The following is a 14592-nucleotide window of genomic DNA, read 5'->3' as shown; positions in this document are numbered from 1 at the left end:
ATGAGCAGCAAACGCAGGGCCGCAGGCCACGCAGGCGCAGGCCCGAGAGAAGAGGGCGGCAGCATCGCCGTCACAGTACACGAGCAGGACAGCGGGACGATGGTGGTCAACGCCGCCATCAGCCTGTACCGCCGCGGCAGCGCCGATTGCAGCGGTTTCGAGCCTGCCGGCTGGATCGCCGACCCGGCCATGCTGGTCGGCGTGCGCTGGACCGATGGCACCGGCGCCACCGTGTTTTCGCAGTTGCCGCCGGGCTGCTATGTCGGCGTCTACGGTAATTTTCCCAGTACCGCGCCGCAGTGCGTGCAGGTGCAGGGCGGCTGCGGCGCCACCTTGTGCTTCCGGCCGCAACTCAATCCCCATGTGGAACTGGTGTTTGAAAACAGCGACTGCCAGCCCAGCGACTGCAGTTTCGGCAGGGTCGGCGACCGCGCAATTGCCACCGTCACGTTCGATGGCGACCAGAGCGCCGACGGGCGCACCCTGGTGCAGGTGCTGGCGGCGTCGCCCTGGATGCCGCTGCGCGGCAGGGCCAATATGTTTTCCAGCGCCGTGCGGCGCGCCGGCATGCACCGTTTCGCTGCGCAGATGATGCTGTCGCAGCGCCCTGAAATGCGCAGCCTGCTGCCGACGCCCGAAGGCCTCACGCCGAACGCCATGCTGGCCGTCGACGCCGAATACGACGCCGAAGAGCGCCAGCCGACGCCGATTTCGGGCAATGTGGGCGTGTCGCTGACGCGCACCGAAACCGAGCCGACCGAAGACCTGCCGCTATGGGCGTTAATACGCAACAGCACCGAGGCCATGTCGTTTACCAATTACCTGCATTTCATGGATAGCCTGTTTTGCGGCGACCTGGGCGGCGTGCGCGGCTTTGAAGAGGAGCGTTTTGCCAAAAAATCCGAGATGTTCCGGCTGCTGAAACAGCGGCGCGCGCTGCCGTTCTCGGACGCCGACTCCTATCGCGTGCTGAAAGTCGCCACCGAGGCCTTCGTGATGGTCAATTGCGGCGTGCTGAACCAGCCGCTGGCCTTCAACCCCGCCGAAGACAACGCCTACCTGGACCGGCGCGATATTGCGCAGGGGCGCGACCTGGAAACGGTGCTGCGCAACGATTACCTGGAAAACCTCGACGGCTTCCAGACCTTGCCCTACCTGGCCGTGATCCGCCGCAAGCTGCCCGATATCCCGATCAGCATTGCGCGCGGCCAGGAAGGCGAAGTCGATGTGTGTTTTGGCCTCATCCAGGAAAAGCTGGCCAATCCCTGCCTGCTCGAACTGATCTGGTCGTACTGGCACGAGGAAGGCATGCTGGTGCAGACCATGAACACCATCACCCAGCGCTTCCAGAACCTGCGCGCGCCGGGCAGTGTGCCCGACCCCCTGGCGAACACGGAGATCGATACCTTGCGCCCGCTGAACAATCTGCTGTGGGGCTACACCCAGGATGAGCAGCATCGGCTGACCGTGATGCGCCGTAACTATGAATATGACCATCATTACGGTGTGCGGCTCGATGGCAAGGCGGTGCAGCACTTCCGGCCAGCCGACAGCCGCTCGAAATTCCTGGAAGCCTTCCACCATCTGCTGCGCCTGCTCACGTCCTTTTACAAGCAGGATGACGACACCACCGTCAAGGCCGACGCCTTTCCGGTGCTGAACGCCCTGAAGGAAATCCACCTGATCCTGTCGCAGGGCGCCAGCAACCAGTTCGGCGACCTGCCGTCCACCGCCCGTATCGAAATGCTGATGCAGCAGTGGCTGCTGGCGCGGCCCGAGTTCCGCGAATTCCTGCCCACGCGGGTGATGGTGGCGTATCCGGAAGGCTGGATGGACCGGGTCGACGCCATGAAAAAACTGCAGGGCTGGACCGACACCAGCGTGGTGCATTTCCGCAGCCTGGCGATTTTCGGCGAACAACTGCTGCTGTCGGTGCGCTATGGCAACTGGAGCGATATCTACGAGCCGACCCAGGCATTCAACTGGGCGCGTTTCTGGCGCCCGCAGGTACAGGGCTATATCCACGCCTACCGCGCCGTCACCGGGGTCGACCTGTCGACCAAGAGCGGCGACCCGGCGATCGAGGCGACCATGCCGTCGGTGCTGCTGCGCCAGCGCATGAACCAGCAGCTGCGCAGCGTGTAGCGCCGCCTGCCGGACATGCTGGATTTCTGCAGCGCCCTGTATCTGGGCATGCGCCACCCGTCCTGCCAACTGGCGCCGTGGCGCGCGCTGACCCTTGGCCAGCCGGCCGCGCTGCGCGAGCTGGCCGCCGCATCCATCGTCGCCGCGCGCCTGGCGCGCCTGCAGGGCCGCCAGGCCGCTTGCCTGCTGCCGTCGACCCTGCATCTGTACTGGGACCTGTTCGGCATGTTCGCCAGCGAGCCGCTGGCGGTACTGGTGGACGGGGCCAGCTACCCGATCGCGCGCTGGGGCGCCGAGCGCGCGCAGGCCCTGGGGCTGCCGTTGCGGCGCTTTGCCTGCGGTGACGTGCCGGCGCTGCGTGCGCTGGTATGCGGCTGGCGTGGAAGGGGCCGTCGGCCGCTGATCCTGGCCGATGGCGTCGTGCCGGGCCGGGAGCGACAGCCGCCGCTGGCCGCCTATGCGGCGCTGGCGCAGCGGCACGGTGGTTATCTGCTGCTCGACGATACGCAGGCGCTGGGCGTGCTCGGGCCGGACGGCGGTGGCGCGGCGCGCCGGCATGGCTTGCAGGGTGAGCGTGTGGTGATTGCCGCCTCGCTGGCCAAGGGCTTTGGCGTGCCGCTGGCGGTGCTGGCCGGTGGTACTGCGTTGATCGGGCGCTTTATGGCCCGCAGCCAGACGCGCGTGCATGCCAGCCCGCCGTCGGCGGCCGTGCTGGCGGCATCTGGCCGTGCGCTGGACATCAACGCGCGCGACGGAGCGCTATTGCGCGCCAGGCTGGCCGCCAATCTGGCGCAGTGGCGCGCGGGCATGGCAGGCGCCGGCATCGCCTGCCGGGGCGGCGCGTTTCCGGTGCAGCATCTGCCCGGCCGCGCGCACTGGCACGCGGCGTTGCAGGCGGCCGGCGTGCGTGCGCTGGCGCAACAGGGCGGCCTGACGTTTTTACTGCGGGCCGACCATGCGCCGGCACAGCTGGCGCGGGCGATCGGCCTGCTCGATTATTTTGCAAGGAGCCATGATGAACGAGTCATTTGAAGTGCTGCCGTTTGGCGCCGCCATGCAAGGCGAATGGGAACAGGAGTGGGAGGGCGAAGAGGAGCAGCAAGAGGAATGGGAGGACGAGCGTGGCCGTGGCTACGGCAGTGGGCGTGGCAGGGGCGCGCGTTTGCGGCCGCGTCCGCCGCTGCGTGGGCCGCGCCGTCCGGCGCCGCCGCGTTACCGGGGCTGGGGCAGCTACCCCATGGCCTATCCGGTGCTGTACCCGGCGCCGCAGCCCGAACCGGTCCAGGATCAGGACGGCTGGCAAGGCGCTGACGAAGGCGATGGCGACGGCCAGGGCGAAGTGCCGACTGTGCTGGCCGCTACCCTGGGCCGGGTGCGCGAGGCGGCCGGCGTGCGCTACCAGTTGGTGGGCAAGCTCGCGCAAGCCGTGGGCGATGCCAAGGCCACCGGCGCGGGCCTGTACCTGATCGAATTCGACACCAGGGACGGCCGGCGCGCTTACAGCGGCCAGACCGACGACCTGCGGCGCCGCCTCAGGCAGCACCATTTGTGCGGCAAGATGATGGGGCTCGACATGTCCGGCCACGCTGTATGGGTAGCGCCGTTGAAGTCCGCCACGCAGCGGCGCCTGGTGGAAAAAGGCATCCACACCGACATGTTCGCCCACCGGCGCGGGGTGCTGACCAACCAGCGGCGTGAACTGGAAATGGCGGTGATGGGGGAGTTGTGGGGCTGATGATCGCAGTGAAAAACATCGTACAAGACATCCTTATACAACCGGGAAATCACCATAGGCGAATACGCCACAAGGAGAAATCATCATGCAGATCCAGCATGTACAGCAATTAGCGGCCTACGATGAAGCATTGAAGGCTTTGGGCTATGGCGGCGAAGACGGACTTGAGGAGGTCATCGGCACCGCGCAGGTGGCGGGGCCAGAACTGGCCACTTATCTAGGGGTGACAATCGATCAATTGAGCGCTGCCATCAATAGCGCATCAATCCATGCGGCCAGCCTGTCGATGTCGACAGCCGAGACAATCGCCACGGCCGTTTATTGCCTGGGTTACGCGATCGACGACGCGACGCTGCCTGTGGCGGCGCCAGCTCTATCATCCACTTTTACAGCACCGCCATCGACGGTCAACCTGATTCCTGGGATGCCACCGGTACGCCACCAAGGCATGCGAGGGACATGTGTAGCGCATGCGGCACTGGCGGCTTATGAACACAAGCTGTTTCTGACGGGGGCGGCCCAGGATATGTCCGAGCAATTTCTTTACTGGAACTGCAAACGTAGCGACGGTATTCCGAATACCGAGGGAACCTGGCTCGCTATCGCCATGCCCTTGCTGAAACGTGATGGCGTATGTAGTGAATCATCTTGGCCTTATGTCCCCACTCCTGTCCTTGGCAATGAGGGGCAGGGGCCGGCGCTGCCGGGGAGCCAGTTGGCGGCGCTGGCATTTCGCATCCCCGGGTTCAAGCAGCTTTCGCCGACGTATGTACCTGATCTCAAAGGGGAACTTGCGGCCAACCGTTGCGTCGCATTTTCGATTCCCGTCTTTAATTCCTGGTTGCGCAATCCATGGGTGGCGAACAAGGGCGACATTCCGATGCCAATCCCGACCGAGATCCGGGTGGGTGGCCACGCGATGTGTTTGGTCGGCTACATTGACATGCCGAACCAACCGGAACTCGGTGGCGGCAGGTTTATTTTGCGAAATAGCTGGGGAGCAACGTGGGGGATCAATTCGCCCTACGGCAGCGGCTACGGCACCATCCCTTATGCCTATCTTGCAAAGTTAGGGGCGGAAGCCTATAGTTTAGTCTAGTACCAAGCTTGGGATGGCTGCCATGACTGACTTTATTGATGAAATGCCACTCACCGAGGGGGATAAGCTGAAGCTGCGCAGTCTGGGTGTGCGCAGTCCAGGCGAAATGCTGGCATTGCTCGATGCTGCAAAGGAAGCGTCGCGCAATTTTCTGGGGCCAGCCATCCTTGACAAGGTCCGAAATGCCCTCGGGGAGCGTTTGAGCAATGATGAGCGTGACTTGCTGGGCGGGCCTGTTTCATCGTTTTATTTGGGTGCTCGCACCATGCCGTCGCCCAGGCCTGTCCCGCCGCCTTATGATCTCGCCGAACGCGACCACTTGTTCAGCCGGATACAGGCCTTGAAAAGCCGTCCTGGCACTTCCGCCAATAGCGCTGTCATGAATGAAATTGAAGCGTTGGAATCCCAATTGAATCATATGCTGGAACGTTGAATCGGCCAGCATGTCCTCTGGCTGATGCACGCCAGGACGCGGCACAGCGACAGTTCAAAATGCGCCGACACGGCTGAGCGGATCGACATCCGCCAACTATGGCGGACCGCCAGCGTCCGGCGTGATGGTAGCGCAACCGGCGGCCTTGCGGCGCAGCTGCAAGGCGCGGTCGGTCACGCCCAGGCGAGCGGCGGCGCGCTGGTTGTTGCCGCCTTCGTCGGCCAGTACCTGGCGGATCGCCACTTCGGCGGCGCAGCGCGTAATGCAGGGAAGCTCGACCCCGAGGCGCAGGGCCTGACTGATGGCCGCTTCGAATTGCCGGTCGGGCCAGTGCGGCGTCTCCAGGCACGCTTCGGGCGGCAGCGCGCCGATGGTAATCGGGCCGGGGCCGCAGTGGCGCTGCCAGATGCGCGTGACGGTCTGGCGCAGTTCGCGCACATTGCCCGGGTAGTCGCGCAGCAGCAGGTAGTCGCGCACGGCGGTGTCGAGTGCAGGTGGCGCCGCATGCGCCAGCTCCTGCAGGAAATGCATGGTCAGCGGCAGGATATCGTCGCGCCGTTCGCGCAGCGGCGGCGTGCGGCAGTGCCAGCCGGCGATGCGGTAATACAGGTCGGCGCGAAAAGTGCCACGCGCCACTTCTTCTTCCAGCGCACGGTTGGTGGCGCAGACGAGGCGAAACTGGGTCGGCTGCCAGCTGTTGCCGCCGATGCGCTTGTACTTGCGTTCCTGTATCGCGCGCAGCAGTTGCGCCTGCATGGCCAGCGGCAATTCGCCTATCTCGTCGAGAAACAGCACGCCGCCATCGGCCAGCGCAAAGGCGCCATCGCGCGCGCTGGCCGCGCCCGTGTAAGCGCCCCGTTCGTGGCCGAACAGCTCGCTGCCGGCCAGTTCCGGCGACAAGGTGGTGCAATCGAGCACGGTCAGCTCGCCACGGCAGGCCGACAGCCGGTGGATCAGCTGCGCCAGCAAGTCCTTGCCGGTACCGGTCTCGCCCGTGATCAATACGGAGGCCTGGCTGAAGGCGGCCATGTCCACCACCTCGTGCAGCAGGGTGCTCCATGCCTGGCTGTCACCGACCAGGGTGCCGCGAACGGCGTCCGACGCCAGCAGCTGCGCCACCGCCTGCCAGCGCTGCAAGCGCGCCAGCACCTGGCCCGCATCGATGAAGTGCGGCGGCCAGGCCAGTACATCGCGCGCGCCAGCGGCCATCACGGCGCGCTGGCGCAGGCAGTCGAGCGGCGGGCTGGAGGTGGCGATCACCAGTACCTGGGCCTGGCGGCACAGCGCAGCCAGGGCCTGCAGCAGCGCTGCGTCGGGTTCGCAGAACAGCACGATGCCGGGCACGCCATCGGCGGGCCGGCCGATTGACAGCTGGGCCTGCTGCAAGGCCGCAGTCAACAGGGCCGCCGAAGCGGCGGCCGCTTGCTGCAGTACTTCCAGCCAGACCTTGAGCGCCATGCCGCTTCCGCAATCGAAGTCGCCTGTGAGGTGATCATCTTAGGAGCGGGGACTGTGGGGCGTTTGATCTGCCGCAAGCGTGAAGGCCGGCGCACAACGAAAAACGCCGCCTGACATCAAGCCAGGCGGCGTTCAATGGGTGCTCGGTAAAGCTTAATCGTCCAGACGAACGCAGTCCACAAAGTAACCACGCTTGCCATCGACTTCGCGTTTCACCAGGCCATGCACGTCGGTCTCGAAGCCGGGGAAGCGCTCGTTGAAGTCGCGTGCGAAGCGCAGGTAGTCGACGATGGTCTTGTTGAAGCGCTCGCCCGGGATCAACAGCGGAATGCCTGGTGGATAGGGCGTGAGCAGGATGGAGGTGATGCGCCCTTCGAGTTCGTCGATGGCGACGCGCTCGATTTCGCGGTGCGCCATCTTGGCGAACGCGTCCGACGGCTTCATGGCCGGGATCATGTCCGACAGATACATTTCCGTCGTCAGACGGGCCACGTCGTAGGCCTTGTAGAAATCATGGATCTGTTGGCACAGGTCGCGCAGGCCCATTTTTTCATAGCGCGGATTGGCCGCCGCAAATTCCGGCAGGATGCGCCACATCGGCTGGTTCTTGTCGTAGTCGTCCTTGAACTGCTGCAGGGCGGTCAGCAGGGTGTTCCAGCGGCCTTTGGTAATGCCGATGGTAAACATGATAAAGAACGAATACAGGCCGCATTTTTCAATGATCACGCCATGCTCGGCCAGGTATTTGGTCACGATCGAGGCCGGGATGCCGGTCTCGCCGAACTGGCCGTCCAGCGACAGGCCCGGGTTGACGATGGTCGCCTTGATCGGGTCGAGCATATTGAAGCCGGGCGCGAGGTCGCCGAAACCGTGCCAGTCGTCCTCGGCGCGTATCATCCAGTCTTCCTGCTGGCCCATGCCTTCGTCGTTGAAGCTGTCCGGTCCCCAGACCTGGAACCACCAGTCCTGGCCCCACTCCTGGTCGATTTTTTTCATGGCGCGGCGGAAGTCGAGCGCTTCCATGATCGATTCTTCCACCAGCGCCGTGCCACCAGGTGCTTCCATCATGGCCGCGGCCACGTCGCACGAGGCGATGATGGAATACTGCGGCGAGGTCGAGGTGTGCATCAGGTAGGCCTCGTTGAAGGCGTCCTGGTCCAGCTTGACCTGTTCCGATTCGCGCACCAGGATTTGCGAAGCCTGCGACAGGCCGGCCAGCAATTTGTGCGTGGACTGGGTCGAGAAGATCATCGATTCCTTGGCGCGCGGACGGTCCTTGCCGATGGCGTGCATGTTCTTGTAGAAATCGTGGAAGGTGGCGTGCGGCAGCCACGCTTCGTCGAAGTGCAGGGTGTCGATCTTGCCGTCAAGCATTTCGCGCAGGGTTTCCACGTTGTAGATCACGCCGTCGTAGGTCGATTGCGTGATGGTCAAAATGCGCGGCTTCTTGTTCTTCGCTTCGCGCGCGAACGGGTTGGCCTCGATTTTGCGGGCAATGCTTTCCGGCGTGAATTCAGCCAGCGGAATCGGGCCGATAATGCCCAGGTGATTGCGCGTCGGCATCAGGAACACGGGAATCGCGCCGCACATGATGATCGAGTGCAGGATCGATTTATGGCAGTTGCGGTCCACCACCACGATGTCGCCTGGCGCCACCGTCGAGTGCCACACCATCTTGTTCGAGGTCGAGGTGCCGTTGGTAACGAAATAGCAATGGTCGGCATTGAAGATACGCGCCGCATTGCGCTCGGACGCGGCGACCGGGCCGGTATGGTCGAGCAGCTGGCCCAGTTCTTCGACGGCGTTGCAGACGTCGGCGCGCAGCATGTTTTCGCCAAAAAACTGGTGGAACATCTGGCCGATCGGGGACTTGAGGAAGGCCACGCCGCCCGAGTGGCCGGGGCAGTGCCAGGAGTAGGAGCCGTCGTTGGCGTAGTGCACCAGCGCGCGGAAGAACGGCGGCGACAGGCCGTCCAGGTACGATTTCGCTTCGCGGATGATATGGCGCGCAACGAATTCCGGCGTATCTTCGAACATGTGAATAAAGCCGTGCAGTTCGCGCAGGATATCGTTCGGGATATGGCGCGAGGTGCGCGTTTCGCCGTACAGGTAGATCGGAATGTCGGCGTTCTTGTAGCGGATTTCTTCGACAAAGGCGCGCAGCGACTTCAAGGCATGATCGGTTTCCTCGATGGAGCCGGCGCCGAATTCTTCATCGTCGATCGACAGCACGAAGGCCGACGCACGCGATTGTTGCTGGGCAAATTGCGACAGATCGCCGTAGCTGGTCACGCCCAGCACTTCCATGCCTTCTTTTTCCATTGCGGCGGCAAGGGCGCGAATGCCCAGGCCGGACGTATTTTCAGAACGGAAATCCTCGTCAATAATGACGATGGGGAAACGAAATTTCATGCATGTCTCCAAAAAAGCAAGCCGCCCATGAACTTATGTGGAGGGGCGGACTAGGGCGCGACAGCCGACGGTAACAGGGCCAGGCAATCGCAGAAAAAAAATAAGAACGGGATTCTCGCAGAAATGCGGCGTCTGCGGGAAAAAAATATCATAACGAAATTATGCAAGCCGCGCGCAAGCATGCCTGAATGGTATGACGAGCGTATGACGTTGAAACATCGGCGTTTCAAGCCTTGCGCTGCAAGGTCACAAAAGCATAGTGCAGGCCGGACGCCGCCGACACATGGTCTTCACGCGCCGTCTCGGCCCAATCTGTGCGGTCGATTGCCGGGAAAAAGGCGTCGCAATCGTAGGTGCCGCCAATTTCCGTGATGATCAGTCTGTCGGTCAGCGCCAGCGCTTGCCGGTAGATTTCCGCGCCGCCAATGACAAACCCCTGGGCGCCGTCCAGCAGCGCGATCGCCGCCGCCACCGAGCCGACCGCTTCCACGCCCTCATGGCACCAGTCAGTATTGCGTGTGATAACGATATTGCGCCGGTTCGGCAGCGGCCGGCCGATCGAATCAAACGTCTTGCGGCCCATGATGATGGGGTGGCCGGTGGTGGCGCGCTTGAAATGGGCCAGGTCTTCCGGCAGCTTCCACGGCAAGGTATTGTTGACGCCGATGCCGCCTTGCTGGTCGGTGGCGACGATAATGGTCAGTGTGCTCATTGAATCAGTTCATTCGTGGGTGTTCGCGATAGCTGCCATTATCGTTGATATTGGCGTCACGCTCCAGATCGCAGCCCATTGAGGAAATCGACCATGGCGCGCGCCAGTTCCCCGGGCGCCTCCAGCGGGATCATATGGCCGCTGGGCGCCTGCAGCAGATGCAAGGTGGCGCGCGGCAGCCGCCGCGCCATGGCCACCAGGTCGCTACTGGCCACCAGCTGGTCGCCTTGCGCACCGACGATCAGTACCGGAAACGGCAGGCCGGGCAGGTGCTGCATCAGGTCGGGGCGCTCAAAAGTCTGGGCGAACTGGGCCAGCAGCACGTCCTTGCCCAGGTCCAGCGCCATGGCGCGTATCAGGTCGGTGATGGCGCTGTGCTCCAGGTGGTCCGGGTGCAGCAGTTCGCGCAGGCGCTGGCGCGTGATGCCGGCGTAGCTATTGCGTTCCAATAAGGCGATGACGCGCTTGCGGGTGGCGATTTCCTCCGGCGCCAAACCGCGCGCCGAGTTCGCGATCAGGGTCAGCGAGGCGATCCGGTCAGGATGGTGGACCGCATGCTCCAGCGCCAGGTAGGCGCCCAGCGAAAAGCCGACCAGGTGCGATTGCGCTGCGCTGTGCGCGGCGATCATGCCCTGCATCTGCTGGCGCGTGCCGGCCTGCTGCAACGGTATATGGTGGAAACTGGCGTGGCCGGCCAGTTCCTGCTCCAGGCTGGCCCACAGTCGTGCGTCGCACAAGGTGCCGGGAATCAGGTCGAGACGGGGCAGAGGTAAGGTGTTTGATACGGTCATGGCTGAAACGGCAGTGCGGGGAACCGTATTATCGGCCATTTGGACATGGCTTGCCGAAGCGGCTGCCGAGATCTGCTGGCCTTATTTTCAATAGTGCGCGTCTGGAACAAATGGACTTTGTGGTAGGCTGGCGACGCTTACCGAATTGGCATCACACATTCTTTATCCACTGACTTAATCATAGAGGACACATCATGGCGATCAGTTTGCAAAAAGGCGGTAATGTCAACCTGAGCAAGGAAGCTCCGGGCCTGAAAAAAATCGTGGTTGGCCTGGGCTGGGACCCGCGCGCCACCGATGGCGCCGCGTTCGACCTGGACGGCAGCGCCTTCCTGCTGAAAACGGACGGCAAAGCCCGTTCCGATGCCGACTTCATTTTCTATAACAACCTGAAGTCGAGCGACGGTTCCGTTGTGCACGCCGGCGACAACACCACCGGCGGCGGCGATGGCGACGACGAAAAGGTCGCCATCGACCTGGCCAGCGTGCCGGCCGAGATCGACAAGATCGCCGTGGCCGTCACCATCCATGACGCCGACAACCGCAAGCAGAACTTCGGCATGGTCAGCAAGGCCTATATCCGTTGCCTGAACGGCGACAACGGCCAGGAAATCGCCCGCTATGACCTGTCGGAAGACGGCTCGACGGAAGCGGCGATGATTTTCGGCGAAATCTACCGCGCTGGCAGCGAATGGAAATTCAAGGCCATCGGCCAGGGTTTCAAAGGCGGCCTGGGGCCTCTGGCCGTATCGTTCGGTATCAATGCATAATCAGTGAATATGCCGGGATGGCCTGCGCCGTCCCGGTTCCCGCCTGTTCTTCACTCTCGAATCTGCCATATGGAAAATCTGATCAAAGGGCAGCGCCTGGCGCTGGCCGGCCTCGTCACGGGCAATGTTTTGCAACTCGGTATCGCCGGCGAGGGCGTGGCGCTCGATTACGCCTGCTTCGGCCTCGATAGCTCGGGCAAATTATCCGACGAGCGCTACATGACCTTCTTCAACCAGCCGCGCACGCCATGCGGCGCGGTGGAGGTGCAGGCGCCGGCGGGCGACGCCGCCGGCTTCCATTTCCAGCTCGGTCGCTTGCCCGCCGCCATCGAGCGCCTGGTGATCACGGCCGCCATCGATGGCGCCGCCACCTTGTCGCAGCTGGGCAGCGGCTATCTGCGCCTGCTCGACGGTGGCCGCGAGCTGGCGCGCTTTGCCTACGGCGGCAAGGATTTTGCCAATGAAAAGGCCATCATGCTGGGCGAACTCTACCGCAAGGATGGGCAGTGGCGCTTCATGGCCGTTGGGCAAGGGTTCAATGGCGGCCTCGACGCGCTGGTGCGTCATTTTGGCGGCGAGGTGGCCCCGGCTGCGCCGGCCCCTGCCGCAGTCTCGGCCGTGGCGCAAGCGAAGATCAACCTGGAAAAGCGGGTCGAACGCGAAGCACCGCAACTGGTCAGCCTGGTCAAGCAGGCGGGGGTGTCGCTGCAAAAAGTGGGGCTTTCGGAGCACCGCGCCAAGGTTTGCCTGTGCCTCGATATTTCCGGCTCCATGGGCCGCTTGTACCGCGAAGGCCTGGTGCAGCGGTTTGCCGAGCGCATCCTGGCGCTGGGCTGCAAGTTCGATGACGATGGCGAGATCGACGTTTTCCTGTTCGGCAAGAACGTTCACCATCCCGCTCCGATGGATTTGAGCAACTGCACCACCTACGTCAGCCGCGCCATCGACCATCATCCACTCGAAGGCGACACGCGCTACGGCAGGGCCATGGAAGCGATCCGCGCGTTCTACTTTCCTGACGAGCGCGGCGGCGAGCGCGGCGGCGAGCGCGGCGGCGAGCGCACGCGCCCCTTGCGCGCCGAGCTGCCCGTCTACGTCATGTTCGTTACCGACGGCGGCACCAGCGACCAGGCGACGACGGAAAAACAATTGCGCTGGGCCAGCAACGAGCCGATCTTCTGGCAATTCATGGGCATCGGCAAGGGCCGCAAGTCAAAAAGCAAATTGCTCGCCGCCTTTGCGGACTCCGACTTTCCCTTCCTGGAAAAACTCGACGAGCTGCAAGGTCGCCTGGTCGACAACGCCAACTACTTTTCCGTCAGCTCGCCCGACGAGCATAGCGACGCGCAGCTGTACGACCTTTTGATGGCGGAGTATCCGGGCTGGCTGAAGCTGGCGCAGCGCAATGGTCTGCTGGCGTAATCAGCGTTTCAGGTGCCGGGCACGATGTCGACGCCAATCCGCTCGGCCAGGCTCAATACTGCGTCATACGTGGCCGCATCTGTGAGCAAGTCGCGTGAGAGGGCCGCCAGCTGCAAGGTGCCAGGCATGATTCGGTTGCCGAACAGTACAACCGCCTTGGCGCTATCGTCCTGGCGCGAGGTCCACAGCAGGCCCTGTGCATCTGGTCGCTGGGTATGGATCGCAACGGCAACCTCGCGCGTCGAGGGGTAGCGGTCTTTTTCCGTATCGATCAGCTGCCTGCGTTCGATGCCCAGCTTGCGCAGCGCGGTGTTGCGCAGATCGGCCAGCATCAATTCTGCCGTGGTTCTTATCTTGGAGTGCACCTGATCTTTGAGCTTGCTCTTTGCCAGGCTTTTATATCCTGGTGCGAAGGGTACGTCGTGGAAGATGGACTCCATGGCTGCGCAGTCAAAGGTTGCTCCAGCATACATGGTTGGGATCGGCGTGCCGTCAGATGTGGCGATCGGCGAGAAGCGGGCGTTGCCTTTTGTGCCAGGATTGAACTGCGTTCCACCGTAAACATGCTGATGCATGCGGTGCAAAAACGTCCCTGCTGGCAACTTATACATTGTCAGGTGCAGCAACGTTTTTACGGGATCAGGCATGAATGGTGCCTTCCAGCTCATCCTGCGCGGCTGCCAATACTTGTTCCGGCGCGGCTTTTAATAGCTCCAGCGGACGTTTGCCGCCCAGGAAGCTGTTGTTGGATGAAAACCAGTAAGCCAGTCCCCAGCCTTCCTTGTGTCCTTTGAACAGGTCTGTGATCTTTTTCAGTGATTTCAGTGGCCGGTAGCCATGATCGCGGTCGAGTCCGTAGCCCGGGAAGTATTCGGTACCATCGTGCCTGACCGTAAAGATATTGCCTTCGCGCCGCCATTTGCTGGGCTGGGCACTGAGGTTTGAATCGCTGAAACCGGCCAGGGTGGCTACCTGCGCTGCCGTTAACCAGTCGGATGAGGCAAATACGGCTTTTTGCGCGCGCGCCATCATCTCTGCTTCTTTCAGCATCACCGGCGTTGGCGGTTCTTTCGGAGCAAAAGCACGGACAAGCAGGGACATCTGTTCGGCCAACTGCTCATCCGTGGTTTGCTTGAACAGCCTGGCTGCGCCCAGCAGCATGTTTTCCAGGGCATCGTTTTCGCTCTGCGAAATATCCTCTACGGCAATGACCACTACCCTACCGTTTTTCAAGCCATGCAACTGATCGCTGACTTCGGATGGCCGCCCGGCAAAGGAAATCACATTGTCTATCGTTACTTCAAATTCAATATCCATCATGATGGGACTCTCGCATGTTCGCTGATTCGGTTGCTTTGATTAATTTGGTTAGTAAGATTCAAGTATAGTCCAAATAATTTCAGTTGCCAGCAATGTTCTTTCAATTCGATCTTTCGGCAGATACATGCCCCAGCTTGTGTTCATCCTTGTCCGGCAAATGAGGCAGGATTACCACAAGAGCGCTGCAAACGTTAAACCAGGTAAAGAACAATTGTTGTCAATTGTCTGGCCCCCTAAAATCATGTCATTGATTTATCCGGCATGACAGCTGCATCCGCCATCCTTGCCATCACCC

General features: G+C 62.3%; 13 protein-coding genes. 7 read left to right on the top strand and 6 right to left on the bottom strand.

What is annotated here, in order from left to right:
- The 5 genes from CD932_RS18220 (at position 1) to CD932_RS18200 (ending at position 5412) form a co-directional block, all read left to right on the top strand.
- Positions 1-2145 (top strand): hypothetical protein, encoded by a 2145-nt coding sequence (locus CD932_RS18220; protein WP_141213296.1) that lies wholly within the window; start codon positions 1-3, stop codon positions 2143-2145.
- A gap of 15 nt (positions 2146-2160) precedes the next feature.
- A complete protein-coding gene (locus tag CD932_RS18215; RefSeq protein WP_094444187.1) occupies positions 2161-3177 on the top strand; it encodes an aminotransferase class I/II-fold pyridoxal phosphate-dependent enzyme in 1017 nt (338 codons plus the stop codon).
- The gene (locus CD932_RS18210; RefSeq protein ID WP_141213295.1) at positions 3161-3880 is read left to right on the top strand and encodes a GIY-YIG nuclease family protein; all 720 of its coding nucleotides are present in this window, start codon (positions 3161-3163) and stop codon (positions 3878-3880) included. Before CD932_RS18215 ends, CD932_RS18210 begins: the two co-directional genes overlap by 17 nt.
- A gap of 85 nt (positions 3881-3965) precedes the next feature.
- Complete coding sequence (locus tag CD932_RS18205; RefSeq protein WP_141213294.1) at positions 3966-4979, top strand: C1 family peptidase; 1014 nt, start codon at positions 3966-3968, stop codon at positions 4977-4979.
- Positions 4980-5001: 22 nt separating this feature from the next.
- Complete coding sequence (locus tag CD932_RS18200; protein ID WP_141213293.1) at positions 5002-5412, top strand: hypothetical protein; 411 nt, start codon at positions 5002-5004, stop codon at positions 5410-5412.
- A gap of 96 nt (positions 5413-5508) precedes the next feature.
- Here CD932_RS18200 and CD932_RS18195 read toward each other — a convergent pair whose 3' ends face one another.
- The 4 genes from CD932_RS18195 to CD932_RS18180 form a co-directional block, all read right to left on the bottom strand.
- The gene (locus tag CD932_RS18195) at positions 5509-6870 is read right to left on the bottom strand and encodes a sigma 54-interacting transcriptional regulator (protein WP_094444184.1); all 1362 of its coding nucleotides are present in this window, start codon (positions 6868-6870) and stop codon (positions 5509-5511) included.
- Between the two features lie 153 nt (positions 6871-7023).
- On the bottom strand, positions 7024-9282 hold the full coding sequence (locus CD932_RS18190; RefSeq protein ID WP_094444183.1) for an arginine/lysine/ornithine decarboxylase: 2259 nt from the start codon (positions 9280-9282) through the stop codon (positions 7024-7026).
- 226 nt (positions 9283-9508) lie between these two features.
- The gene (locus CD932_RS18185) at positions 9509-9994 is read right to left on the bottom strand and encodes a dihydrofolate reductase (RefSeq protein ID WP_094444182.1); all 486 of its coding nucleotides are present in this window, start codon (positions 9992-9994) and stop codon (positions 9509-9511) included.
- Between the two features lie 56 nt (positions 9995-10050).
- Positions 10051-10785, bottom strand: a complete 735-nt coding sequence (locus tag CD932_RS18180; RefSeq protein ID WP_094444181.1) for an alpha/beta fold hydrolase — start codon at positions 10783-10785, stop codon at positions 10051-10053.
- Positions 10786-10979: 194 nt separating this feature from the next.
- Here CD932_RS18180 and CD932_RS18175 point away from each other — a divergent pair, with 194 nt between their 5' ends.
- Positions 10980-11555 (top strand): TerD family protein, encoded by a 576-nt coding sequence (locus tag CD932_RS18175; protein WP_094444180.1) that lies wholly within the window; start codon positions 10980-10982, stop codon positions 11553-11555.
- Positions 11556-11624: 69 nt separating this feature from the next.
- Positions 11625-12977 carry a VWA domain-containing protein gene (locus tag CD932_RS18170; RefSeq protein WP_094444179.1) on the top strand — a complete coding sequence of 451 codons (1353 nt, stop codon included), beginning with the start codon at positions 11625-11627 and terminating at the stop codon, positions 12975-12977.
- A gap of 8 nt (positions 12978-12985) precedes the next feature.
- On the opposite strand, the gene CD932_RS18165 is transcribed toward CD932_RS18170, so the two are convergent.
- Together CD932_RS18165 and CD932_RS18160 are read right to left on the bottom strand one after the other, a co-directional pair.
- Positions 12986-13624, bottom strand: coding sequence for an RES family NAD+ phosphorylase (locus CD932_RS18165; protein WP_094444178.1), 639 nt, complete (start codon positions 13622-13624; stop codon positions 12986-12988).
- Positions 13617-14297 (bottom strand): hypothetical protein, encoded by a 681-nt coding sequence (locus tag CD932_RS18160; protein WP_094444177.1) that lies wholly within the window; start codon positions 14295-14297, stop codon positions 13617-13619. The genes CD932_RS18165 and CD932_RS18160 overlap by 8 nt, the downstream gene beginning before the upstream one ends.
- Positions 14298-14592 lie beyond the last annotated feature (295 nt).

The organism is Janthinobacterium sp. PC23-8, from assembly GCF_002250505.1.
Taxonomy (GTDB): Bacteria; Pseudomonadota; Gammaproteobacteria; order Burkholderiales; family Burkholderiaceae_D; genus Janthinobacterium.
Note: the sequence above shows the minus strand (reverse complement) of the source record. Positions and strands in the feature narration are given on the sequence as shown.

Excerpts from the sequence above, each read along its gene's own strand:
- CD932_RS18205 (WP_141213294.1), top strand. The coding sequence starts at position 3,966 with ATGCAGATCCAGCATGTACAGCAATTAGCGGCCTACGATGAAGCATTG.
- CD932_RS18210 (WP_141213295.1), top strand. The coding sequence starts at position 3,161 with ATGAACGAGTCATTTGAAGTGCTGCCGTTTGGCGCCGCCATGCAAGGC.
- CD932_RS18215 (WP_094444187.1), top strand. The coding sequence starts at position 2,161 with ATGCTGGATTTCTGCAGCGCCCTGTATCTGGGCATGCGCCACCCGTCC.
- CD932_RS18195 (WP_094444184.1), bottom strand. The coding sequence starts at position 6,870 with ATGGCGCTCAAGGTCTGGCTGGAAGTACTGCAGCAAGCGGCCGCCGCT.
- CD932_RS18220 (WP_141213296.1), top strand. The coding sequence starts at position 1 with ATGAGCAGCAAACGCAGGGCCGCAGGCCACGCAGGCGCAGGCCCGAGA.
- CD932_RS18170 (WP_094444179.1), top strand. The coding sequence starts at position 11,625 with ATGGAAAATCTGATCAAAGGGCAGCGCCTGGCGCTGGCCGGCCTCGTC.
- CD932_RS18190 (WP_094444183.1), bottom strand. The coding sequence starts at position 9,282 with ATGAAATTTCGTTTCCCCATCGTCATTATTGACGAGGATTTCCGTTCT.
- CD932_RS18165 (WP_094444178.1), bottom strand. The coding sequence starts at position 13,624 with ATGCCTGATCCCGTAAAAACGTTGCTGCACCTGACAATGTATAAGTTG.
- CD932_RS18180 (WP_094444181.1), bottom strand. The coding sequence starts at position 10,785 with ATGACCGTATCAAACACCTTACCTCTGCCCCGTCTCGACCTGATTCCC.
- CD932_RS18175 (WP_094444180.1), top strand. The coding sequence starts at position 10,980 with ATGGCGATCAGTTTGCAAAAAGGCGGTAATGTCAACCTGAGCAAGGAA.
- CD932_RS18200 (WP_141213293.1), top strand. The coding sequence starts at position 5,002 with ATGACTGACTTTATTGATGAAATGCCACTCACCGAGGGGGATAAGCTG.
- CD932_RS18160 (WP_094444177.1), bottom strand. The coding sequence starts at position 14,297 with ATGATGGATATTGAATTTGAAGTAACGATAGACAATGTGATTTCCTTT.
- CD932_RS18185 (WP_094444182.1), bottom strand. The coding sequence starts at position 9,994 with ATGAGCACACTGACCATTATCGTCGCCACCGACCAGCAAGGCGGCATC.